The sequence below is a fragment of the Kocuria sp. HSID17590 genome (assembly GCF_003989485.1).
GTDB classification, from domain to species: domain Bacteria; phylum Actinomycetota; class Actinomycetes; order Actinomycetales; family Micrococcaceae; genus Kocuria; species Kocuria salsicia.
In genome coordinates, this window is sequence record NZ_RBMB01000020.1 from 16,867 (window position 1) to 39,553 (window position 22,687).

The 22,687-nt window shown below is 72.2% G+C and carries 22 protein-coding genes; 4 read left to right on the forward strand and 18 right to left on the reverse strand.

What is annotated here, in order from left to right:
• Positions 1-85 precede the first annotated feature (85 nt).
• Positions 86-1,063, forward strand: a complete 978-nt coding sequence (locus D8M39_RS08350; protein WP_126874812.1) for a quinone oxidoreductase — start codon at positions 86-88, stop codon at positions 1,061-1,063.
• A gap of 69 nt (positions 1,064-1,132) precedes the next feature.
• Here D8M39_RS08350 and D8M39_RS08355 read toward each other — a convergent pair whose 3' ends face one another.
• From D8M39_RS08355 to infC, 9 genes are all read right to left on the reverse strand, one after another.
• A complete protein-coding gene (locus D8M39_RS08355; protein ID WP_055085649.1) occupies positions 1,133-1,741 on the reverse strand; it encodes a hypothetical protein in 609 nt (202 codons plus the stop codon).
• A gap of 39 nt (positions 1,742-1,780) precedes the next feature.
• On the reverse strand, positions 1,781-4,333 hold the full coding sequence (gene pheT / locus D8M39_RS08360) for a phenylalanine--tRNA ligase subunit beta (protein WP_126874813.1): 2,553 nt from the start codon (positions 4,331-4,333) through the stop codon (positions 1,781-1,783).
• Positions 4,334-4,337: 4 nt separating this feature from the next.
• Positions 4,338-5,396 (reverse strand): phenylalanine--tRNA ligase subunit alpha, encoded by a 1,059-nt coding sequence (gene pheS, locus D8M39_RS08365; RefSeq protein ID WP_055085653.1) that lies wholly within the window; start codon positions 5,394-5,396, stop codon positions 4,338-4,340.
• Between the two features lie 180 nt (positions 5,397-5,576).
• Positions 5,577-7,217 (reverse strand): DHA2 family efflux MFS transporter permease subunit, encoded by a 1,641-nt coding sequence (locus D8M39_RS08370; protein WP_126874814.1) that lies wholly within the window; start codon positions 7,215-7,217, stop codon positions 5,577-5,579.
• Between the two features lie 2 nt (positions 7,218-7,219).
• Positions 7,220-7,666 carry an NUDIX domain-containing protein gene (locus tag D8M39_RS08375; protein ID WP_309598336.1) on the reverse strand — a complete coding sequence of 149 codons (447 nt, stop codon included), beginning with the start codon at positions 7,664-7,666 and terminating at the stop codon, positions 7,220-7,222.
• A gap of 155 nt (positions 7,667-7,821) precedes the next feature.
• A complete protein-coding gene (locus D8M39_RS08380; protein ID WP_126874815.1) occupies positions 7,822-8,838 on the reverse strand; it encodes an RNA methyltransferase in 1,017 nt (338 codons plus the stop codon).
• Positions 8,839-8,846: 8 nt separating this feature from the next.
• Complete coding sequence (gene rplT, locus D8M39_RS08385; protein WP_055085659.1) at positions 8,847-9,233, reverse strand: 50S ribosomal protein L20; 387 nt, start codon at positions 9,231-9,233, stop codon at positions 8,847-8,849.
• 93 nt (positions 9,234-9,326) lie between these two features.
• On the reverse strand, positions 9,327-9,524 hold the full coding sequence (rpmI, locus tag D8M39_RS08390) for a 50S ribosomal protein L35 (protein ID WP_055085669.1): 198 nt from the start codon (positions 9,522-9,524) through the stop codon (positions 9,327-9,329).
• 117 nt (positions 9,525-9,641) lie between these two features.
• On the reverse strand, positions 9,642-10,694 hold the full coding sequence (gene infC / locus D8M39_RS08395; RefSeq protein WP_055085661.1) for a translation initiation factor IF-3: 1,053 nt from the start codon (positions 10,692-10,694) through the stop codon (positions 9,642-9,644).
• A gap of 421 nt (positions 10,695-11,115) precedes the next feature.
• Between infC and D8M39_RS08400 the strand changes: the two genes are divergently transcribed.
• Positions 11,116-11,565, forward strand: a complete 450-nt coding sequence (locus D8M39_RS08400) for a DUF1844 domain-containing protein (RefSeq protein WP_126874816.1) — start codon at positions 11,116-11,118, stop codon at positions 11,563-11,565.
• Positions 11,566-11,678: 113 nt separating this feature from the next.
• Here the strand turns inward: D8M39_RS08400 and D8M39_RS08405 are convergent, their stop codons facing one another.
• From D8M39_RS08405 to D8M39_RS08430, 7 genes are all read right to left on the reverse strand, one after another.
• Entirely contained in the window at positions 11,679-12,539 is an 861-nt protein-coding gene (locus tag D8M39_RS08405; RefSeq protein ID WP_094393657.1) for an SseB family protein, read from the reverse strand.
• Positions 12,532-13,281 carry a bifunctional 1-(5-phosphoribosyl)-5-((5-phosphoribosylamino)methylideneamino)imidazole-4-carboxamide isomerase/phosphoribosylanthranilate isomerase PriA gene (gene priA / locus D8M39_RS08410; protein WP_055083802.1) on the reverse strand — a complete coding sequence of 250 codons (750 nt, stop codon included), beginning with the start codon at positions 13,279-13,281 and terminating at the stop codon, positions 12,532-12,534. The genes D8M39_RS08405 and priA overlap by 8 nt, the downstream gene beginning before the upstream one ends.
• Positions 13,282-13,357: 76 nt before the next feature.
• Positions 13,358-13,519: a hypothetical protein gene (locus tag D8M39_RS12735; RefSeq protein WP_164497809.1), complete on the reverse strand. Its 162-nt coding sequence runs from the start codon at positions 13,517-13,519 to the stop codon at positions 13,358-13,360.
• The gene (gene hisH / locus D8M39_RS08415; protein ID WP_094393656.1) at positions 13,516-14,232 is read right to left on the reverse strand and encodes an imidazole glycerol phosphate synthase subunit HisH; all 717 of its coding nucleotides are present in this window, start codon (positions 14,230-14,232) and stop codon (positions 13,516-13,518) included. The genes D8M39_RS12735 and hisH overlap by 4 nt, the downstream gene beginning before the upstream one ends.
• A complete protein-coding gene (gene hisB / locus D8M39_RS08420) occupies positions 14,229-14,846 on the reverse strand; it encodes an imidazoleglycerol-phosphate dehydratase HisB (RefSeq protein WP_055083799.1) in 618 nt (205 codons plus the stop codon). Before hisB ends, hisH begins: the two co-directional genes overlap by 4 nt.
• Before the next feature lie 207 nt (positions 14,847-15,053).
• Positions 15,054-16,157, reverse strand: coding sequence for a histidinol-phosphate transaminase (locus D8M39_RS08425; RefSeq protein ID WP_055083797.1), 1,104 nt, complete (start codon positions 16,155-16,157; stop codon positions 15,054-15,056).
• A gap of 140 nt (positions 16,158-16,297) precedes the next feature.
• Complete coding sequence (locus D8M39_RS08430) at positions 16,298-16,798, reverse strand: LysM peptidoglycan-binding domain-containing protein (protein ID WP_083482394.1); 501 nt, start codon at positions 16,796-16,798, stop codon at positions 16,298-16,300.
• A gap of 293 nt (positions 16,799-17,091) precedes the next feature.
• Between D8M39_RS08430 and lexA the strand changes: the two genes are divergently transcribed.
• Positions 17,092-17,856: a transcriptional repressor LexA gene (gene lexA, locus D8M39_RS08435; RefSeq protein WP_055083795.1), complete on the forward strand. Its 765-nt coding sequence runs from the start codon at positions 17,092-17,094 to the stop codon at positions 17,854-17,856.
• Positions 17,857-18,078: 222 nt separating this feature from the next.
• Here the strand turns inward: lexA and D8M39_RS08440 are convergent, their stop codons facing one another.
• Positions 18,079-20,142 (reverse strand): ATP-dependent DNA helicase, encoded by a 2,064-nt coding sequence (locus tag D8M39_RS08440; protein ID WP_126874817.1) that lies wholly within the window; start codon positions 20,140-20,142, stop codon positions 18,079-18,081.
• On the reverse strand, positions 20,139-21,791 hold the full coding sequence (gene hflX / locus D8M39_RS08445; RefSeq protein ID WP_094393654.1) for a GTPase HflX: 1,653 nt from the start codon (positions 21,789-21,791) through the stop codon (positions 20,139-20,141). Before hflX ends, D8M39_RS08440 begins: the two co-directional genes overlap by 4 nt.
• An 87-nt stretch (positions 21,792-21,878) precedes the next feature.
• Between hflX and D8M39_RS08450 the strand changes: the two genes are divergently transcribed.
• Positions 21,879-22,496, forward strand: a complete 618-nt coding sequence (locus D8M39_RS08450) for a class I SAM-dependent methyltransferase (protein WP_126874818.1) — start codon at positions 21,879-21,881, stop codon at positions 22,494-22,496.
• The last annotated feature ends 191 nt before the right edge of the window (positions 22,497-22,687 follow it).

Genomic DNA, 22,687 nt, shown 5'->3' on the forward strand with positions numbered 1-22,687 from the left:
TCCTGGACCGTGGCCCGGCGCGAGACTGGCGGGGACGCCGTCGTGCCCGCACGGGCACGGTGCCCAGCTGCGAGGAGGAACGAGAATGAGCGAGACCACGATGCAGGCGATCGTCGCGCAGGAGCCCGGCGGTCCGGAGGTGCTGCGACCCGCCGAGGTGCCCGTCCCGGAGCCCGGTCCCCGGGAGGTCCTCGTGCGGACCGAGGCCACCGGTGTGAACTTCATCGAGACCTACCAGCGCTCCGGCGCGTACCCCGTGGACTTCCCGTTCACGCCGGGCTCGGAGGGCACCGGCGAGGTCGTGGCCGTGGGCTCCGAGGTCACCAGCGTGCGGACCGGTCAGCGCGTGGCCACCTCCGAGGCCACCCGCACGTACGCCCAGTTCTTCACGGTGGACGAGGGCAAGGCGCTGCCCGTGCCGGACGGCATGGACCCGAAGACCGCCGGCACGCTGCCCCTGCAGGGGCTCACCGCGCACTACCTGGTGCGCTCCACGTTCCCTGTGCAGCCCGAGCAGACGGCGGTCATCACGGCGGCATCTGGCGGCGTGGGCGGGCTGGCCATCCAGCTGCTCAAGCGCATCGGCGCCACCGTGATCGCCCTGACCTCCACCCCGGAGAAGGCCGCGACCGCCGAGCGGCTCGGCGCGGACCACGTGCTCGGCTACGAGAACTTCGGCGAGCGCGTGCGCGAGCTCACCGACGGCGTGGGCGCAGACGTGGTGTACGACTCCGTGGGCCGCACCACCTTCGACGAGTCCCTCGCCGCCACGCGCGTGCGCGGGACCACGGTGCTCTTCGGCGGCTCCTCGGGCCAGGTGCCCCCGCTGGACCTGCAGCGGCTCAACAGCTCCGGCGCGCTCTACGTGACCCGCCCGTCCCTGGCCTACTACACGCGGGACCGGGACGAGCGCACGTGGCGCTGGGGCGAGCTCGTGGACGCCGTGACCTCCGGGGACCTGGAGGTCCGGGTGGGCGGCGCCTACCCGCTCGACGACGCCGCCGCGGCGCACCGCGACCTCGAGTCCCGCGGCACGCAGGGGAAGCTCCTGCTGCTGCCGTGAGACGACACCGCCCCGTGGGTCCGGAAACCCACGGGGCGGTGCACCACCGGCCTCTGCCGGAGCCGTGTCCTAGATGCCTGCACGCACCCCGCGGTGCACGCGCCGCGCGCCCCACACCGTGAGGCCCACGCAGAGCAGCGCACCCGCCGCGAGCGCACCGGCGCGCACACGCTGGCCGGTGACCATCGAGTCCGTCACCCCGCTGTCCCCGTAGGAGCCGGGCTCGCCCGTGTCCACGACCGTGAGGTGCCCGCTCTGCTCCGCGAGCAGGGCATCCACCTCCCGGGGGAAGTCGGAGTCCTGGACACCCGTCTGGGTGCCGCGGAACGTGATCTGGTCCCCCTCGGACTTCTTCGCGGGGTCGTTGAGCTGGTTGTCGAACGGGTACTTCTCCACCAGCTCGTTCTTCGGCATGACCCCGGTGTAGATCCCGTTGTACTCCTTGGTCACGAGGTCGTTCGTGAGGGTCTGGTACGTCCCGGAGACCACCATGGACCGGCCCGCCCAGTCGTCCAGCCGAGAAGCCTTCTCGAATGACAGCGCGGAGCAGATCCCCAGGACCAGGGTCAGCACCGCCCCCGCGAGCACGATGAGCACGATCAGCCACCCGCGCGAGCCGCGCGTGCGCTCCTCCTCCTGCTCGTGGAAGTCGATGAGTTCGGGGGAATCGGGGGACACGGTGCTCCTTGCGCCTTGGCGTTGCTGCGGGGGTGGGGGTCAGCTGCGGATCTCGGCGCCGTGCTCCCTGTGGGCCGCGTCCACCGCGTTCTCACGGGCGTGGGAGGCCTCGTCAGCGGTGAGGGTGCGGTCCGGGGCACGGAAGCGCAGCGCGATGGCCACGGACTTCTTCCCCTCGGGGATCCCGGTGCCGGAGTACACGTCGAAGACCTCCGCGGCCTCCAGCAGCTCGCCCGCACCGCGGCGGACGGTGGCCAGCAGGTCCGCGGCGGGGACGTCCGCGTCCACCACGAGGGCGACGTCCTGGGTGGCCGCGGGATAGCCGGAGATGGCCTGCGCCGTGACCGCCGCGGACTCGTGGTCCAGCAGGGCGGAGAGGTCCAGCTCCACGGCGCACGTGCGCTCGGGCAGGCCCTGGGCGGCCACGAGCTGGGGGTGCAGCTCACCGGCCACGCCGATCTCCACACCGTCCGCGGTGCTCAGCCGCGCCGTGCGTCCCGGGTGGAACGCGTGGTGCGAACCCTGAGCGACCGTCAGCTCCACGCCCACGGCACGCGCCGCGAGCTCGGCGACGTCCAGCGCGTCCTGCCAGTCCAGCGGACGAGGGGCGACCCACGGACCCGCGGGTGCGTCGTTGCCGGCCAGCACGGCCGCGAGCTTGCGCGGCTGGTCGGGCACGGCCGCGTTGAGGCGTTCCAGTTCCTGGTCCCCGGGACGCACGCCCAGCGGGGGCACGGGCTGGGTGTCCGCGACGACGCCGTCGGCCAGGAACACGTGGCCGATCTCGTACAGCGCGAGGTCCCGGAAGCCTCGGGACCGGTTGCGCTTGAGCACCTCGACGAGCCCGGGCAGCACGCTCGCCCGCAGCATGGGCTGGGCCTCGCTGATGGGGTTCGCGAGCTTCACGGAGGCCACGTGCTCGCCCTCGGGGCTGGCCCACAGGTCGTTGTCCGCCTGCGAGACGAACGGGTAGCTGAGCACCTCGGTGAGCCCGGCGGCCGCGAGGGTGGTGGCCACGCGGCGTCGGGCGGCCTGCGAACGCGTGAAGCCGCGCCCGGGAGGAGCCACGGGGAGGCGGTCCGGGATCCGGTCGTAGCCGTCCAGGCGCGCGACCTCCTCGACGAGGTCCTCCTTCTCGAGCAGGTCCGGGCGCCACGACGGCGGGACGACGGTCCAGCCGTCGGCGGTCTCCGTGACCTCGGCGCCGATGGCCACGAGGCTGCGCTCGACGACCTCCGGGGAGTAGTCCACGCCCACGCGCGCCGCGGGGTAGCCCGCGGGCAGCTCGATGGGGGCGGGGCGATCCGTGTGGTCCACGTCCGTGACCCGGCCGGTGTCGGTGCCGCCGGCCAGCTCCACCAGGAGGTCCACGACGCGCTGGGCGGCCACCGGCGCGAGCTGCGGGTCCACGCCGCGCTCGTAGCGCTTGGACGCCTCGGAGGGCAGCTTGTGGCGGCGCGCGGTGCGGGCCACCGAGACCTCGTCGAAGCGGGCCGCCTCGACGAGCACGCGGGTGGTGGAGTCCCCCACCTCGGTGCTCGCGCCGCCCATGACGCCAGCGAGTCCCACGGGCCCGGACTCGTCCGTGATCACGAGGTCACCGGCGTCGAGCTCACGGGCCTTCCCATCCAGCGTGGTGAGCTTCTCCCCCGCACGGGCGCGGCGGACGGTGATCCCGCCCTGCAGCGCGTCCGCGTCGTAGGTGTGGATGGGCTGGCCGTACTCGAGCATCACGTAGTTGGAGACGTCCACCGGCAGGCTCACGGAGCGGACGCCCGCAAGCCGCAGGCGCGAGACGAGCCACGGCGGCGTGGGGACGGTCGGGTCGATGCCCTCGACCACCCGGACCGCGAAACGGTTGCAGCCGGCGCGGCCATGGATGGGAGCGTCGTCGGCAATCGTCACGGGGAAGCCGTCCGCGGTGGGCTTCGGCACGCTCGGCGCGAGCTCCGCCACCGGGTCCGTGAACGGTGCGCGCACCGCGTGGCAGTACTCGCGGGCGATCCCGCGGATCGAGAACGCGTACCCGCGGTCCGGGGTCACGTTGACCTCCGCCGCCGAGTCGTAGAGACCCAGCAGCTCCAGGGCGTCGGAGCCGATCTCGGGGTCCAGCCCGATCCGGGAGAGCACCAGGATGCCGTCGTGGTCGTCGCCGATGCCGAGCTCGCGCACGGAGGCGATCATGCCGGCCGAGGTGTGGCCGTAGGTCTTGCGCGCGGAGATCCGGAAGTCACCCGGCAGCACCGCACCCGGAAGGGCGACGACCACCTTGTCACCCACCGAGAAGTTGTGGGCACCGCAAATGATTCCCTGGACGCCCGAGGGGTCGATGCCCTTGCCCGTCAGCGTCTGCTCCTGGCCCTCCGGCACCACGCGCACGGAGCACCAGTTCACGGTCTTGCCGTTGGAGTGGGTCTCCGGCTCCATGGAGAGCACCTGGCCCACCACGATCGGACCGGAGAGGGAGTCGGAGGGACGGTGGACGTCCTCCTCCTCCAGACCGACCTTCACGAGGGTGGCCAGGACGTCCTCCGCGGTGGCGTCCTCGGGAACGGGCGCGTACTCGCGCAGCCATGACAAAGGAACTCGCATTGCTCTAGATCTCCATCCCGAAGTGTTCGCTGAAACGGACGTCGCCCTCGACCATGTCGTGCATGTCCGGGACGTTGTTGCGGAACATCAGGGTCCGCTCGATGCCCATGCCGAACGCGAATCCTGAGTAGCGCTCGGGGTCGATCCCCGCGGCCCGCAGCACGTTGGGGTGCATCATGCCGCAGCCACCCCACTCGATCCACCGCGGCCCGCCCTTGGCGGTGGGGTGCCACACGTCCAGCTCCGCGGAGGGCTCGGTGAAGGGGAAGTAGTTGGGGCGCAGCCGGATCGCGGCCTCCGGTCCGAACATGGTGCGCGCGAAGTGGGTGAGGGTGCCCTTCAGGTCCGCCATGGACAGCCCCTCGTCCACCGCGATGCCCTCCACCTGGTGGAAGACCGGGGTGTGCGTGGCGTCGAGCTCGTCCGTGCGGTAGGTCTTGCCCGGGCACACCACGTACACCGGCAGCTCACGCTCCAGCAGGGAGCGCATCTGCACCGGCGAGGTGTGCGTGCGCAGCACCAGGTGCGAGGACGGCGGGTCCACGAAGAACGTGTCCTGCAGCTGGCGTGCGGGGTGGTCCGGCTTGAAGTTCAGGGAGTCGAAGTTGAACCACTCGTGCTCGAGCTCCGGACCCTCCGCGACCTCCCAGCCCATGCCCACGAAGATGTCCCCGATGTGCTCCATGAGCGTGTTCAGGGGGTGACGCCCGCCGAGCCGACGACGTCGCGTGGCCGCGGTGACGTCCACGGCCTCCTCCACGAGGATCCGGGCGTCCCGCTCCTCCTCGAGTTCCGTGGTGCGCGCCGCGATCGCCTTGTTGACGCGGCCGCGGGCCTGGCCCACGAGCTTGCCCGCGACGGCCTTCGCCGACTTGTCGAGCCCGCCGATGGCGCGGTTGGCGAGCGCCAGCGGGGACTTCTCCCCGGCGTGGCGCAGCCGGACGGTCTTGAGCTCGGCGAGGTCGGCGGCGGCCTGGATCTCGTTCAGCGCCTGCTCGACGGCGGCGGCGACCCCGGCCTCGTCGGTGGGGTCCACCGTGGCGGACGGTGTGGTCTCGGACATGGCTTCTCGCGTTCCTGCTCTCGCGGACGGGGTGGGCCCGGTCCCGGGTGCTCGGCAGCCGCGGGGTTCGGGGGGCCCGCCGCCTCGGCGGACGGGCACGGTCAGTCTAGTGGATGCGGGCACCGCCGCCCGCAAGACCACCGGGCCCGACGACGTCGCCGTCCGGGCCGTGCGCCGGGTTCAGCCCTGCGCGACGCCGGGTCCGGGGCCCTGCCCGGACCCCTGCGGGGAGCCGCCCCCGGAACCCTGCCGTGAGCCGTGCCGTGAGCCGTGCCCTGTGTGCCAGTGCGGCGGGCGGAAGAAGGCCGCGGCGAGCGCGCCCAGGAGCAGCACGGCCACCGGCAGCATCAGTGACTGCGTCATGGCGAGGGAGAACCCGTCCTGCAGCGGTGCCGGAAGCCCACCCGCGGTGCTGGAGGCACCGAGCTCCCCGGCCCCCGAGCTCGCACCGGCCGGGAGGTTCGCCGCGAGCCGGGACTGCATGAGCACGGCCACCATGGCCGAGCCGATCGCCGCGGCCACCTGCCGGGTGGCGTTGAAGACGCCCGACCCCGCCCCGGCCACGTCCGGGCCCAGGTCCGCCGTGGCGGTCAGGGACACCGGGGACCAGATCATGGCGCTGCCCAGCCCGATCACGAGCGTCAGCGCCGCGAGCAGCAGCACCGGGGTCCCGGGGCGCAGCGCGAGCGCGTAGACCGCCAGGCCCGCGGCCATGACGAGCATCCCGGGCAGGGCGAGGCTGCGGGGAGCCACCCGCGTCAGGGCACGGCCCACCACCGGGGCGAGGAACGCCGAGAGCAGGGACATGGGCGCGTAGCTCAGGGCCGCCACGGTGGGGTTCAGCCCGCGCACCACCTGCAGGTACAGCATCGCCGGGATGATCATGGAGTTCACGGTCAGGCTCACCGCCGCCATCGCGATGTTGGCGAGCGAGAAGTTGCGGTCCCGGAACAGGCTCAGCGGCACCAGGGGCTCGGCGGGGGTGAACCGCTGCCACACCACGAACGCCACCAGCACGGCCAGCCCCGTGCCGATGAGCAGCCACACCGTGACGGGGCCGACCACGGTGCCCCAGTTGTAGGTCTCCCCCTCCTGGATGCCGAAGACCACCAGGAACAGCCCGATCCCTGAGAGCAGCACCCCTGGGACGTCGAACGAGTGGGAGCGCACCGGGAGCCTCGGCAGCCTGGTCCACGCGCGCCACAGGGCGAAGATCCCCACGGGCACGTTGACCCAGAAGATCCAGCGCCACCCCGCGAGGTCCACGAGCACTCCGCCGAGGAGGGGCCCGACCAGTGTGGCCACACCCGCGGTGGCGCCCCAGATGCCGAGGGCGGCGCCACGGCTGCGCGCCGGGAACATCCGGGTGATGATCGTCATGGTCTGCGGCGTCATCAGCGCCGCCCCGAGGCCCTGCACCACGCGGGCGAGCACGAGCCCCGCGATGTCCTGGGACAGGCCGCACCACAGGGACGCGGCCGTGAAGATGCCGAGGCCCCACAGGTACACGGTGCGCGGGCCCACGCGGTCCCCCAGCCGCCCGGTGATCAGCAGCGGCACCGCGTAGGCGAGCAGGTACCCGCTCGTGACCCACAGGACCCCGGAGATGTCGGTGTCCAGCCCGGCGGTGATGGCGGGAATGGCGGTGGAGACGATCGTCGCGTCCACCAGGATCATGAAGAAGCCGAGCACCATGGCCCACAGGGCGCTCCACGCGCGGTGGTCGGCCTCCGGGGAGTTCGACGCGGAGCCGTCCGCCCGGTGCCGGCCGCGCGGCCGGTGCCCCCGGTCCTCGGGACGGTCGGACGAGGGGTCTGTCATGCTCACTCTGTTCGCAGCATCTCCAGCAGCGCCGCCACGATGGGCAGGTCTGCGGGGATCCACGGTAGTCCGAGAATCTGCGCGGGGTCCGCGAGAGGCAGCCAGCGCACGGCGAGGTGGTCCTCCCCGACCCGGACGAGCGCCTCGGGATCCCCGGCGGCGTCGTCCATGGTGGGGGCATCGGTGACCACGGCAACGAAGACACGCATCACGGCGGTGCCGGCCAGCGGCCACCCCTCGGGTGCGGGCGGGGTGACCTCGTCGAGCAGCACCACGTCCACGTCGAGCTCTTCGCGGCACTCCCTCACGAGGGCGTCCTGCGCGGACTCGCCGGGCTCCTGCTTGCCGCCCGGGAACTCCCACAGACCCGACAGCGCGGGCGGGTACGCGCGCTGGGCTGCCAGCACACGCGTGGGCTGCTCCACGGAGTCGAGGATCGCAGCGCCCACCACGCGTGTGGGCGCTGCATCCGCGCCGTCCGTCGGCTCTGCCGGAGTACCGGCTGCGGATCGGCCGGTGCCACCTCTGGTTGGTTCCTCGGGACGGCCGTGCGCCGGCTCGTCTCCCGCGCCGCGCCCGTCGTTCGAGCGGGTACCGGGCGCCGTCACGCGGGGTCCCCGGAGACGACGTCGACCGGGCCGCGGCGCTGCGCCCGCGCCGAGGCGTAGAGGCACACGGTCGCGGCCGTGCCCACGTTGAGGGACTCGGCGCGCCCGTGCAGGGGGACGGCCACCGCGGCATCCGCCTGTGCGCGTTCGTGCTCGTCCAGGCCCTGCGCCTCGTTGCCGAACAGCCACGCCGTGGGCTGCTCGAGGCGCACGGCAGAAGAAGAGGGGGTCTCGAGACCCGCGTGGCGCAGCAGTGCGGCATCCGCGAGTTCGTCGACGCTCGTGTCCGCGCGGCCGTCCGCGGCGAGCACGGTGACACCCGCGGCGTGCGCCGCGGTGGAGAACTCGTCCAGGTCCAGGCCCGTGAGCACGGGGACGTGGAAGAGGGAGCCCGCGCTGGAACGCACGGCCTTGGGGTTGAAGGGGTCCACGCTGCCCGCGGTGAACGCCACGCTCTGCGCCCCGGCGGCATCCGCGGCCCGCACCACCGTGCCGGCGTTGCCGGGGTCCTGGACGCGCACGAGAACGCACGTGAGATCGGGGAAGGCGGCGTGCGGCGTCGTCGTCCCCTCCGGGAGCCGGCACACGGCCAGCATGCCCTGGGGCGTGACCGCGTCCGTCATGGCGCCGAGCACCTCCGGGGTGACGGCGCGGATGAACACGCCCCCGCGGGAGTCGAGCTCCGCGAGGTCCGCGGCGATCTCCGGGTGCCGGGACAGCTCCTCGAGCGTCACGTAGACCGCGTCGAGGACGGGCAGGCCCCCGGCTGTCGAGTCCGGGCCCGACGGCGCGCGGTCCGGGTCGCCCTGGCCTGGCGCATCCTGACCCGGCGCTGTGCGGGAAATCGTGGCGAGCGCGAGACGCACGGCCTCCCGCACGTTCTGCGGGCCCTCGGCCCGGAAGAGCCCGCGCCTGGAACGCGTCGAGCGCCTGGTCAGCGCGGCCACGTCCTTCACCCGATCGGCTCGGGGATTGGACAGAAGCCGGTTGTCCAGGCGCTCGACGAACGTCACGACAGTGCTCAGGCGGCGGCGCGCGGCGCGGAGGTGTCCTCCGGCAGGGCGTCCTTGGCCACCTGGACCAGGGCCGCGAAGGCGGTCTCGTCGTTGACGGCCAGCTCGGCCAGCATGCGGCGGTCCACCTCGACCTCAGCGGCCTTCAGGCCCTGGATGAGGCGGTTGTACGTCAGGCCGTTGGCGCGGGACGCGGCGTTGATGCGCTGGATCCACAGCCGGCGGAAGTCACCCTTCTTCTTCCGGCGGTCGTTGTACGAGTAGGTGTACGAGTGGAGCATCTGCTCCTTGGCCTTGCGGTACAGGCGCGAACGCTGTCCGCGGTAGCCCGACGCCTTCTCGAGGACTTCCCGACGCTTCTTGTGGGCGTTGACTGCCCGCTTCACACGTGCCACGTGTGTACTCCTAACGATTCGGTCCCGGCCGGAGCCGGAACATGTCTACCCGCCGCGCTGCCGCGGCGAACTGCTGAGGGGACGAAAGAGGGCCTACTTGCCCAGCATCCGCTTGATGACCTTGGCCTCGCCCGGGGTGGAGACGATCTGGTCGCTCGCGAGACGGCGGGTCAGGCGGGAGGACTTGTGCTCCAGGTAGTGGCGGCGGTTCGCCTGCTGGCGCTTGACCTTGCCCGAACCGGTCAGCTTGAAACGCTTCTTGGTCCCGCTGTGGGTCTTCATCTTCGGCATGGTGGCCGTCTCCTTCTCCATCGACCGGTGTCACACACCGGCGGGCCGCGGCACGGGGCCGCGGCCATGCTGATGCCGGGCGATCACACGCCCGACGCTGTCAATCCTTGTGCGGCGCTACTTCTTGGCCGGACCGGGCTTGCCGGCACCCGGCTTGGGCGCACCCGGCTTCGGGGCCGCGGGCTTCGCAGAAGCGCTCGGCTTGCTCGCCGCCGGCTTGGCCGACGCGGCGGGCTTTGCAGCGGCGGCAGGCTTCGCCGACGCCGCAGGCTTGCTCGCAGCGGGCTTCGCCTCGGTCGCAGCGGGCTCGGCCTTGGCCTCAGCCGCCGGCTTGGCAGCCTTCTCCTCGGCCGCGGGCTCCACGACGGTCTCCGTCGTCTCGCTCGCCGGCGCCACGGTGGCCTTGACCTCGTCCTCGGCCGCCACGGGGGCGGACTCCACGGGTGCCTCGGGGGCAGCCTCCTGGGGCGCCTCGGCCTGCGTGGCAGGCTTCTCCTCGGCCGGGGCCGACGCCGCCTGGCGCAGCTCCTCGGGGAACGCGTCCCCGATGGACTGGGTCACCGACTCCGCGGAAGAGGTGTCCACACGCTGCCTGCGCTCGTTGTCCGCCTTGGACTTCTCACGCTGCTGCTGCTTGCGGGCCTCGGCGCGGGCCTCCGCCTTGTTCTTCAGCGGGCCGATGACCATGACCATGTTGCGGCCGTCCACGCGGGGCGTGGTCTCCACCGCGCCGACGTCCGCGACGTCGTCCGCGAGGCGCTGCAGCAGGCGGACACCCATCTCGGGGCGCTGCTGCTCACGGCCGCGGAACTGGATCATGGCCTTGACCTTGTCCCCCGCGGAGAGGAAGCGCTTGGCGTGGCCCACCTTGGTCTCGTAGTCGTGCGTGTCGATCTTCAGACGGAAACGCACTTCCTTGAGCACCGTGTTGGCCTGGTTCTTGCGGGACTCACGGGCCTTGACCGCTGCTTCGTACTTGTACTTGCCGAAGTCCATGAGCTTGGCCACCGGGGGCTTGGCGTTCGGGGCGACCTCGACCAGATCGAGATCCGATTCACGGGCCAGCCGCAGCGCGTCCTGGACGCGCACGATGCCGACCTGCTCGCCGCCAGGTCCGACCAGACGGACTTCCGGGACGCGGATTCTGTCATTGATACGTGGATCGCTAATGCCAAGCTCCTAGGTTCGTGGGTTGTCCCGCTGTCGGGTCCTCGACCGCAACGAAAAAACCTCCGCTGCGGCACGCGCGAGCGGAGGTGGGGAACCACACTGGGGACCGATGAGTCGAGCACTCTCCCCGGACTGGCCGGGAAGTGCTCGTTCGGTCACGAACCCGAACACCTGTTGCTCCTCGATCTCTCGGGGGCTGTCGGTAACGGGTGGGAGTCGCCTCCGCTTGCACACTGCCGTCCATCGTAGCGCACCGACGCCCCACTCGGCCACCCGGGGCCGTGTGGGGCGGGACCGCGCACTCCCGGACGGCGCCCGCCCGGAAGGGGGGGCCGAGGAAAACCCGGGGGCGACGCCGGACGGGCCGTGCGCCGTCGTCGCCCCGCTGTCCGCGCGGCGCCGCTGTTCTACAGTGGGACGCATGTCCGACGCACCGCGCTCCGAGCGCTACGAATTCACCGACGCCCCCGGCACCGCCCCCGCCGACCACGAGCACCCCGCCGAGACCCCCGGCCTCCCCGATGACGCGGTGGACGCGGTCCAGGGGCAGATGCGCGACATCGCGGAGGTTCCCGCGGTGGAGGTGATCACCACCGCCGCGGTGCACCTCATGAGCGCCGCCGCCGTGAAGTGCGGCCTGGCCGCGGACGAGGACGCCGATGAGCTCAAGGACCTCGACGAGGCGCGCAAGCTCATCACGGCGCTGGCCGGCTTCGTCACGGCAGCCGCTCCGGAGATCGGCTCGCAGCACGCGGGACCCCTGCGTGACGGCCTGAAGTCCCTGCAGCTGGCCTTCCGCGAGGCCTCCCCGTTCCCGGACGCCCCGGGCGCCGGCCCCGGCGAGAAGTTCACCGGTCCCGTCTACGGCTGACACCCGCGCAGAACAGGCGCAGAACCCGCAACGAGCAGAACGCCTCACGAGAACGGCCCACGACCACTCCGGTCGCGGGCCGTTCCCGCTGTTCTCTCTGCGCGGGAGGCTCCTCAGGAGGTGAGGCGCAGCTCCACGGAGTCCACGGCGTCCGCCATGACCTGCTCGGCAGCGAGACGCTGCTGGTAGCGCTCCACGGCGGCCCGGACCTCGTCCTGGGACATGCCCGCGCGCAGCTGCAGGGTCACGGTCAGCTCCGGGCCCTCGCCCCCGCCCGTGAGAGCGGTCCCGTCCGCGCGGACGGCGGCGACGCCGCGGCCCGGCCCGGCGAGCGCGGCCTGCACGCCGTCGAGACCGAGACCCGCGCGCATCACGGCGTCGTCCACCGCGAAGTCCCGGTAGGACGGAGTCCAGTCCCGCCCCTGCGCGACCGCCCACAGGGCCGGCCGGCGCACGACGAACGCCGGGTCCGTTCCGGGGTCCAGCACGAGCATCGCGGAGCCGTCCTGCACCGCGGACAGTGCCGCACGGCGGATCTCCACCGCCACGGGACGGGCCTGCGCGTTCCACGCCTGCAGCGCGGCGGTTGAGGTGAAGACGGGAAGGGCCGCGCGGCCGTCCGACGCCGTGAGGCTCACGAGGGCCATGTCCGCCTCCTTGTCGGAGACCAGCCCGTCCTCGGTGATGTGGGACTGGGAGACCCGCGCCACGATGGGCACGAAGACGCGCGCGGAGCCGAGGGCCGCCACGACGTCCTGCTCGCCCAGCCGCCCCTCACGCCACGCGGTGAGCGCTCGTTCGAGCTGCCGGTCCGCGGTGCCGGGATCCTCCGGGAACTGGTGGGTGTGGCTCGTGCCCTCCCCCAGGTTCCGCCCCTCCCAGGCCTGACCGCCGGTGTCGGTGGGCCCACCCGCCGACCGCAGCTGGGCGGCGATGTGCGGGGGCAGGGGGCGGGCGTGCGGGGTCTCAGGCACCGGGGCGACCGGCGACGTCGAGTGCCTCGGAGAGCGTGAACCGCCCCGCGTAGAGGGCCTTGCCCACGATGGCGCCCTCGACGCCCGTGGACACGAGCTCGCGCAGTGCCGCGATGTCCTCGAGCGAAGAGATGCCGCCGGAGGCCACCACGGGCTTGTCCGTGCGTCGCGCCACCTCCGCGAGCAGCTCGGTGTTCGGGCCACGGAGAGTGCCGTCCTTGGTCACGTCCGTGACCACGTAGCGTGCACAGCCGTCCGCCTCCAGCCGGTCGAGGACTTCCCAGAGGTCCCCGCCGTCACGGGTCCAGCCACGCGCCGCGAGCGTGCTGCCGCGAACGTCCAGCCCCACGGCGATCAGGTCCCCGTGCTCCGCGATCACCCGACGCGTCCACTCCGGGTTCTCCAGAGCCGCGGTGCCGAGGTTGATGCGCGCGGGCCGCAGGGACAGGACACGCTCCAGGGACTCGTCGTCGCGGATGCCCCCGGACATCTCGATCTTCAGGTCGAGGTTCTGCGCCACACGACGCAGCACCTCGATGTTGTCGCCGCGGCCGAACGCGGCGTCGAGGTCCACCAGGTGGAGCCACTCGGCCCCGGCGTCCTGCCACGAGCGCGCGGCCTCCAGCGGATCTCCGTATCCGGTCTCGGAACCCGCTTCGCCCTGGACGAGGCGCACGGCCTGTCCGCCCTGGACGTCCACCGCCGGAAGCAGCTCGAGGCGGGGTTCGGTGGTCTCTGTCATGTCTCTCCTCGCGTCAGCGCCGGGTGGCGCGGTCAGGGTGTCGATGGGTGTCCGGGGACGTCTCGGCGGCGGGGCCTCACACGCTCACGGACCACGAGTACGCCCCGTAGCCGATGAGTGCCGCGGCGATGACGGCGATCAGGACCACCGACCACAGGGGTTTGCGCTGCTGGTGGAACGAGATGGCGCCTCCCACGAAGAACGCCCCCGCCACGAGCACCAGGAGTGAGGGTGTCACGGGGTGGCCTCCGATCCGGTTGCGGGCATGCGCCCCTGCATGCGGCCGGTGCGCGGGAGCGTGTCGAGCCAGTTGCGCAGCAGTGCGATGCCCGCGTGCGAAGACTTCTCGGGGTGGAACTGCGTGGCGCTCAGCGGACCGTTCTCGACGGCGGCCACGAACGGGGCCCCGTGCTCGGCCCAGGTGACGGCCGGCGGGGACATCTGCTCGATGCTCTGGTCGAACGCCCAGTCCTGGACCCCGTAGGAGTGCACGAAGTAGAACCTCTCGTCCTCGAGCCCGCGGAACAGCACGGAACCCTCCGGAGGCTGCACCGTGTTCCAGCCCATGTGGGGAACCACGGGAGCGGCCAGCCGTTCGACCGTCCCCGGCCACTGGCCCAGTCCCTCGGACTCGCGGCCGTGCTCCACACCGCGCTCGAACATGACCTGCAGTCCCACGCAGATGCCCAGGACCGGCCGGCCGCCGCTGAGACGACGGTCGATCAGACGCGGCGCGTCCACGGCGCGCAGCCCGGACATGACCGCCTCGAAGGCACCCACGCCCGGGACGAGCAGCCCGTCCGCGTCCGCGACGTCGCGGGGGTCCGCGCTGAGCTTCACGCGCGCCCCGGCCTCCTCGAGCGCCCGGACCGCAGAGCGGACGTTGCCGGCCCCATAGTCCAGCACGACGACGTCGGGAGCGTCACGGACTCCGGTGTCCACCCCGCTCACAGTGCGCCCTTCGTGGACGGGATGGAGCCTGCCATGCGCGGATCCAGCTCCACGGCCTCGCGCAGCGCACGCGCCAGGGCCTTGAACTGGGCCTCGACGATGTGGTGCGGGTCCCGGCCGCGGAGGAGCTCCACGTGCAGGCACAGCTGCGCGTGGTGGGCCAGGGACTCGAAGACGTGACGGGTCATGGACCCGGTGAAGTGACCGCCGATCAGGTGGTACTGCTGCCCCTCCGGCTCGCCGAGGTGCACGGTGTACGGGCGGCCGGAGACGTCCACCACCGCGGAGGCCAGGGCCTCGTCCAGCGGCACGGTGGCCTGCCCGAAACGGCGGATCCCGCGCTTGTCCCCGAGGGCCTCGTGCAACGCCTCTCCGAGCACGATCGCCGTGTCCTCCACGGTGTGGTGGACGTCGATGTCCGTGTCACCGTGCGCCTGGACGTCCAGGTCGATCAGGGAGTGCTTGGACAGGGCGGTGAGCATGTGGTTGTAGAACGGGACGGTCGTCTCGATCCGCGACGTCCCCGTGCCGTCCAGGTTGACGCTCACGCGCACCGTGGACTCGCTCGTCACGCGCTCCACGGTGGCGGTTCGCTGGTTCTCGGCTGCGCTCATGTGCTGCGATGACTCCTTGGTGTTCGCGTCCCGCGACCCTTCACGGGACCGTTCCAGTCTAGGCGGGCCCTCCGACCGGCTTGACCGGGCTAACGAGACCTCCTCGCGGCCCGGGTGGACGCGGGCCCCTCGTTCAGCGCGGGGCAATTCCCGCCGGGGCGGTCCCGGTTGGCTGCGGGCCTCGCCCCGCCTGGCCCGGGTGCCGCGTCAGCGGACGGACAGGTGGTCCTCCACGGCCTCGAGGAACGCGGTGTTCTCGGCCTCCGTGCCGGCGGTGACGCGCAGGTGACCGGGGATGCCGACGTCGCGCACCAGGACGCCCCGGTCCAGGAGCGCCTGCCACATCTCGTGCGCGTCCCCGTGGCACGCGAAGAAGACGAAGTTGGAATCGGACTCCGCCGGGGTCAGACCCATGCGCTTGAGCTCGTCCACGATCCGGTCCCGCTGCATCTTGACGTCCTCCACCGTGGCGAGCAGTGTCCCGTGGTGCGCCAGCGCCGCCAGCGCCGTCGCCTGGGTGACGCTCGAGAGGTGGTAGGGCAGGCGCACGAGCCGCATGGCATCCGCAACCTCGCGGGCCGCCGCGAAGTACCCGAGCCTCGCCCCGGCCAGTGCGAAGGCCTTGCTCATGGTGCGGGTCACGATCAGCCGGGGCCGGCCCTCCAGCAGGGTCAGGGCGGACGGCGTGCCGAAACGGGCGAACTCGGCATACGCCTCGTCCACGACCACCACGGTGTTGGTGGCCTCTCCCGCCTCGTACACCGCACGGACCACGTCTAGGCCCAGCGCAGTGCCCGTGGGGTTGTTCGGTGAGCACAGGAAGACGACGTCCGGTGCGTGGGCCCGCACCTGCTGCGACGCCGACTCCGCCGAGAGGGAGAAGTCCTCCGCGCGGTCCCCCGCGATGAACTCCGTACCGGTGCCGAGTGCCAGCAGGGGGTACATCGAATAGGTGGGGACGAAGCTCAGCACGGAGCGGCCAGGCCCTCCGAAGGCCTGGAGGATCTGCTGCAGGATCTCGTTCGAGCCGTTGGCCGCCCAGAGGTTGTCCTCGGTGAGACCGTGCCCCAGGTAGTCGGCGAGTGCGCGGCGCAGGTCTGTGAAGTCGCGGTCCGGGTAACGGTTCAGGGACGCCGCCGTCTCGTGCACTCGTTGGGTGATGGCCTCCACGACCTCGCCCGGCACGGGATGCGTGTTCTCGTTCGTGTTCAGAGCGACCGCGACCTGCAGCTGGGGAGCCCCGTACGGGGACATTCCGCGCAGGTCGTCGCGCAGCGGAAGGGAGTCGAGGGGTGCGGCAGGATCATTCACCGCTCCAGTCTATGAACTTCTCCGTCGAAGTTCTCGGTGGAAATTCTCCGTGGAACTTCTCCGCGCGGTTCCGAGGTGTCGAACACGACGGCGCACCGGCGTCGTCTGCTCCGACCCGGGATCCCCGGCCCAGGAGGGCATCAGCGGGTTGGCACCTCGAGGACCTGTCCGGCCGTGAGCGAGGGCGAGGAGAGCCCGTTGAGCTCCGCGATGTCGCTCATGACCTCGCGGGTGTCGCGCTGGGGGTCCGCCGAGGCGGCGATCTCCCAGAGGGTCTGGTTCGACTGCACTGTGACGCTGCGGGTGACCGGCTCCGTCACGCTGTCGGTCGAGGCCTTGACGGTCGCGGGGAGGAGGAACACGGCGGCGACCACGAGCAGCGCCGCGGCACCGGTGACGAACGGGAGCCCGATCAGGAAGAAGCGCCCACGGCGCGTGAGGTGCACGCCGGAGCCGGTGCTTGCGCCCCCACCGTCCGTGCGGCGCACGCTGGCACTCGCACCGGCTGCGCGCACCGTGCTCGCCCCGCGGGTGGCTGCCGGAGCGGCGACCGAGGCCGGGCGACGGACGGCCCGGGAGATGCGGGACACGGGTGCGGCGGCACCGCGACGTAGGGACTTCGGCATGATGAGTGCGGTCATGACAACCTCCTGGTGATCGGGGCGGCGCCACCTCCCGGTGACGGTGTTCGAATCCTGTACTGCCTTCGTAGAACACATCTTCGAATGGCAGGGTTCAGTTCTAGCACGGATGTACGAACGCTGTCGAGGATGTTTTCGAACACATATTTGAATCGACGGCCTCGCGCGGGTTAAGCTCGAGGTCACACAGCAGTCAGTCGACCCCACGTCTCCGACACGCATAAGCGCCCCGGCGCCGCGCCGTCCCCCTGGGACACCGTCGCACCGCGTGACACGGTGAAAGGACCCCGCACGTGAGCACTTCTTCCCCGGAACGCCACGCGGCCGAGACCCGCGCGCGTTCGCTCACCCCGCGGCAGGCCAAGATCCTGGCCGCCGTCCAGCGCTCCATCGCCTCGCGGGGCTACCCGCCGTCCATGAGGGAGATCGGGGACATCGTGGGCCTGGCCTCCCTCTCCAGCGTCACGCACCAGCTCGGCCAGCTCGAGAAGTGGGGCTACCTCCGCCGCGATCCCCGCCGCCCCCGTGCCATGGAGATGCTCCGGCCGCTGAGCGCCGAGGAGCTGGACCGCCACCTGGGAGCCGAGCAGGATGCTCCAGACGCCCGTGGGGAGACGGCGGGGCGTGCCCCGTCCCCGGCCGTCCACACGATCGGGGACCTCCCCTCCGCGGACGAGTCCTCCGCCATGGTCTCGGTTCCGCTCGTGGGGCGCATCGCGGCCGGCGGTCCCATCACGGCCGAGCAGTCGGTCGAGGACGTCTTCTCCCTCCCGCGCCAGTTCGTGGGCCACGGCCAGCTGTTCATGCTGAAGGTCTCCGGCGACTCCATGATCGACGCCGCCATCTGCGACGGCGACTGGGTGGTCGTGCGCCAGCAGAACTCGGCGGAGAACGGCGACGTCGTGGCCGCGCTGCTGGACGACGAGGCCACCGTCAAGACGTTCCGCCAGCGCGACGGACACACCTGGCTGCTGCCGCAGAACACGCGCTACGAGCCGATCCTGGGTGACCACGCCACCGTGATGGGCAAGGTCGTCTCAGTGTTCCGGGCCCTGTAGGCCCGCCCGCACAACCAGTCACCGCGCCGCGTCACCGCCTCGTGGCGCCCGCTCATGTGGCGCCTCACAGCAGCAGGGGCGCGGAGCCTCCGTGCATTGCCGTCACCGGAACGGCGGTGCCACACGCGTGCCCGCCAGCGGGACCATCAAGCCGGGGCAGCGTCGTCGTGACCGGTACCCGCCTCGGCCCACCACACAGCCACGCCCTGCCCGGAGGTTCCGTCAGGAGGCGTCGAGGCGCTTCAGCGCGCCGAGGACCGTCTGCCGGTCCGTGGTGCGCCACAGTGGTGGCAGCGAACGGGTGAGGAAGGTTCCGTACCGGGCCGTGGCCAGGCGGGAGTCCAGCACGGCGACGACGCCACGGTCCCCGCTCGAACGGATCAGTCGCCCGGCGCCCTGCGCGAGGCGCACCGCGGCGTGGGCGGCCGAGACCGCCATGAAGCCGTTGCCCCCCGCCCGCTCGGTGGCACGCGTGCGCGCGGTGCCCAGCGGATCGTCGGGGCGCGGGAACGGGATCCGGTCGATCACCACGAGTCGGCAGGAGTGACCGGGAACGTCCACCCCCTGCCACAGGCTCATGGTGCCGAAGAGACTTGCCGCGGGGTCGTCCGTGAACTCCTTGACGAGCGAGGGCAGGGAGGCGTCCCCCTGGCACAGGATGGGCAGCTCCGTCCGTTCTCGCAGCGCCTCGGCGGCGTCCTCCGCGGCGCGGCGGGACGAGAAGAGACCGAGTGCGCCACCCCCGGACGCCTCGAGGAGTTCCAGCAGCTCGTCGAGCTGCTCGTGCGAGACCCCGCGACCCGGTTTCGCGAGGTGCTTCGCCACGTAGAGGATGCCCTGGCTGCGGTAGTCGAAGGGGCTGCCGACGTCCACGCCGCGCCACTTCGGTGCTCCTGGGCCCTGCAGCCCGAGCGATCCGGCGACCGACGAGAAGGAGGAGCCCACGGCCAGCGTGGCCGAGGTCAGGACCACGGTGCGGCCGTCGAACAGCCCCTCCCGCAGGGGCCCGGCCACGCTGAGGGGTGCGATGTTCAGGGTCGCGGGCTCCCCCGGGCCGGCCCCCACGTACCCGGCTCCGGGACTCCACCTGCCCACCCGGGAGACCCACAGGACGTCCCTGGTGGTGTCCGCGCCCAGCATCCGCTCGGCGGTGTCGAGCAGCTCGGAGAGCCGCGACCGCGCGGCGTGGCGGCCGGCGTCCTCTCCCTTGCTCTCCCCCTTGGTCTCGCTCAGACCCGTGCGGGCCGCGTCCTGGACTCCCCGCACCGCGTAGACCTGCTCCTCGGTGAAGCCGCGGGGCAGCAGCCCGGACTGCTCGTCGTCGAAGGCGCGGTCGAAGGCCTCGGCGGCGCGCTCGAGCGCTTCACCCGAGGCGGCCGTGTGCTTGCGCACGCCGGTTCCCGCCGCGCGCACGGCCGCCGCGGACAACGACGCCGTCACGGCTCCCGTGACACGGTCGCGCAGCTCGTGGGCCTCGTCCACGATCACGACGTCGTGCTCGGGCAGCACCGAGAGTCCCTCGAAGGCGTTGATCGCGAGCAGCGCGTGGTTGGTGATCACCACGTCCGCCTCTCCCGCCTGGGCGCGCGCCCGCTCGGCAAAGCACTCCTCCACGAGGGGGCACTTGCGCCCCAGGCACTCCTTCGCGGTGACCGAGACCTGGCGCCACGCGGCGTCCGAGACACCGGGCTGGACGTCGTCCCGGTCACCGGTCTCGGTGGACTCGACCCACTCCCGCAGCCGCACCACCTGCTGGGCGAGCCCGCCGAGGGGACGCTCCGCCCCGGAGCTGGCACCACCGGTGGCCGTGACGGGCACGGAGAACAGCGCGGCGTCGTCGTCCTCCGGGTAGCCGCCCTCCACCTTGTGCAGGCACGCGTAGTTGGAACGGCCCTTGAGCAGGGCCACGGTGGGGCGTTCGTCGAGCTCGTCCTCGAGAGCGTCCAGCAGACGGGGGACGTCCCGGCCGGTGATCTGGGACTGGAGGGCGAGCGTGGCGGTGGCGACCACCACGGGCTTGTCCGCGTCCCGGGCGTGGCGCAGCGCCGGAACGAGGTACGCGAGGGACTTGCCCGTGCCCGTTCCGGCCTGTACCAGCAGGTGTCTGCGGGTCTCCAGCGCCTCGGCGACCTTCGCGGCCATGAAACGCTGCCCGTCGCGCCGCTGGCCTCCCAGTGCGGCGACGGCGGCGTCCAGCAGCTCGAGGGCGTCCGCGCCCCCGGGCAGGGACTCCGGGCGGACGTCCGAGATGTCCTTCCCGGTCTCGTCGATGAACACGGAGGTCATGCGCCGGCGGGATCCTCCGCGTCCGGGACCAGGTAGGGCTCGAGGTCCGCCACGAGGTCCTCCCGCACCCGCACGTGCAGCCGGGTGCCGTCCTCCGTGTGCTCGGTGCGCAGGATCTCGGCGTCCTGGGCGTGCAGCCGTGAGACGACCTCGCCGTGGACGTAGGGCACCAGCAGCTCCAGCTCGTGGTCCGGGCGCGGGATGGCGGCCGCGATCAGGCGCTGCAGCTCCTCGACCCCCTCTCCCGTGCGGGCGGAGACGGCCACCGAGGGGTTCTCGTGGTTGCGCAGCCGCGCGAGGACCACGGGATCCGCGATGTCCGCCTTGTTCAGCGCCACGATCTCGGGGATGCCGTTGGCACCGACGTCCGTGAGAACGTCACGCACGGCCTTGAGCTGGCCCTCGGGGTCCGGGTGGGAGGCGTCCACCACGTGCACGATCACGTCCGCGTCCGCCACCTCCTCCAGCGTGGAGCGGAACGCCTCGACCAGCTGCGTGGGCAGCGAGCGCACGAAGCCCACGGTGTCCGCGAGGGTGTAGCCGATGCCGTCCGGGGTCTCCGCCTTGCGGACGGTGGGGTCCAGCGTGGCGAACAGTGCGTTCTCCACGAGGACCCCGGCGTCCGTGAGCCGGTTCAGGAGCGAGGACTTCCCCGCGTTGGTGTAGCCGGCGATGGCCACGGAGGGCACTGCGTTGCGCTTGCGGTTCAGCCGCTTGGTCTCGCGCGCGGGCTTCATCCCGGCGATCTCGCGGCGCAGCTTGGCCATGCGCTGACGGATGCGACGGCGGTCCAGCTCGATCTTGGTCTCACCGGGTCCGCGGCTGCCGATGCCCTCGCCGGACGCGGCACGGCCGCCGGCCTGACGCGAGAGGGAGTCGCCCCAGCCGCGCAGGCGGGGAAGCATGTACTCGAGCTGCGCGAGCTCGACCTGTGCCTTGCCCTCCTTGGACTTCGCGTGCTGCGCGAAGATGTCCAGGATGAGCCCGGTACGGTCGATGACCTTGACCTTGACCACGTCCTCCAGCGCGCGGCGCTGGGACGGGGCGAGCTCGGCGTCCACGACCACGGTGTCCGCGCCCGTGGCGGCCACGACGTCCTTCAGCTCCAGGGCCTTGCCGGAGCCCAGGTACGTCCCGGGGTCCGGGTTCACGCGGCGCTGCAGCAGGCCGTCCATGACCTCGGAGCCGGCGGTCTCCGCCAGGGCTGCGAGTTCCCGCAGGGAGTTCTCGGCGTCCGCCAGGGTGCCGCTCGAGTAGACGCCGGCGAGCACCACGCGCTCCAGGCGCAGCTGGCGGTACTCGACCTCGGTGACGTCCTCGAGCTCCGTGGACAGCCCCGCGACGCGGCGCAGGGCGTGGCGCTCCGCGAGGTCCTGCTGGTCGCCGTCGCCGACGCCGTGGTACTCGTTCTCCGCGGCCAGCTCCCGGGCGCGCCCCAGGTGCTCGCGGCCGGTGCGGGCCCCGCTCTCCGTCTCGGCGTCGTCGCCGTGGGCCGGATCGGAGCCGACTCCCGCCAGGGGGGCCTCGGCGCGGCTGCGTGCGCGGGCCAGTACCCTCGAGACGACGTCCTCGAGCTCCGGGCCGGTCAGGTCACCGGGCTGCGCGGAGTCCTGCGGCGCGGCGTCCCGGTGGGTGTGAGATTCAGTCATGTATTCCTGTGTTCGGGAGGGGTGGTCAGTGCTGCCAGTCTAGCGCCGGGCACCGACACACCCGGGCGGGCACTACCATGTGGAGCCATGACCCCCGAGCCCTCCGCGCAGCACTACTTCGTCTCCGACCCCGCCGTGGCGCAGAAGCCGCGCCGGATCACCGTGGAGCTGAGGGGACGCACCGTGGAGGTCGGCACCGACGCGGGGATCTTCTCCCCCGGGGCCCTCGACAAGGGAACGGCGGCGCTGCTGCGCAACGTCCCCGATCCCCGGGGCCACTCGTTCCTCGACATCGGCTGCGGCTGGGGCCCGCTCAGCATCGCGCTGGCCCAGGCCGATCCGGAGGCGAGCGTCACGGCCGTGGACGTCAACGAGCGCAGCCTCGCCCTGACCTCGGCCAACGCGCAGGAGCTGGGACTGCGGGGCGTGCAGACGTTCCTGCCCGAGGACGTCCCCGCGGAGCGGACCTTCGACACCATCTGGTCCAACCCGCCCATCCGCGTGGGCAAGGACGCCCTGCACGAGATCCTCGCCCAGTGGCTGCCCCGGCTCGCTCCCGGCGGCAGCGCGTGGCTCGTGGTGCAGAAGAACCTCGGCGGCGACACCCTCCAGCGGTGGCTGCGGGAGACCCTGCCGGAGGAGTTCCACGTGCGCCGCGCGGCCACGGACAAGGGCTTCCGGGTCATCGCGGTGGAGCGGGACTGACCGCGGTGGCGCAGCGCAGCTGATCCTCGCAGCGCAACTGGTCACCGTGCCGTGGGACTGATCCCCGTGCACCCGCGGGGATCACCGCGGGTGCAGCGGGTCGCCCTTGCCCAGCGGGCCGTCATGGTGCGGCGGGTCGTCATGGGTGCGGCGGGTCACCATGGGACGACGGGCCACCGCGGTGTGGCGGG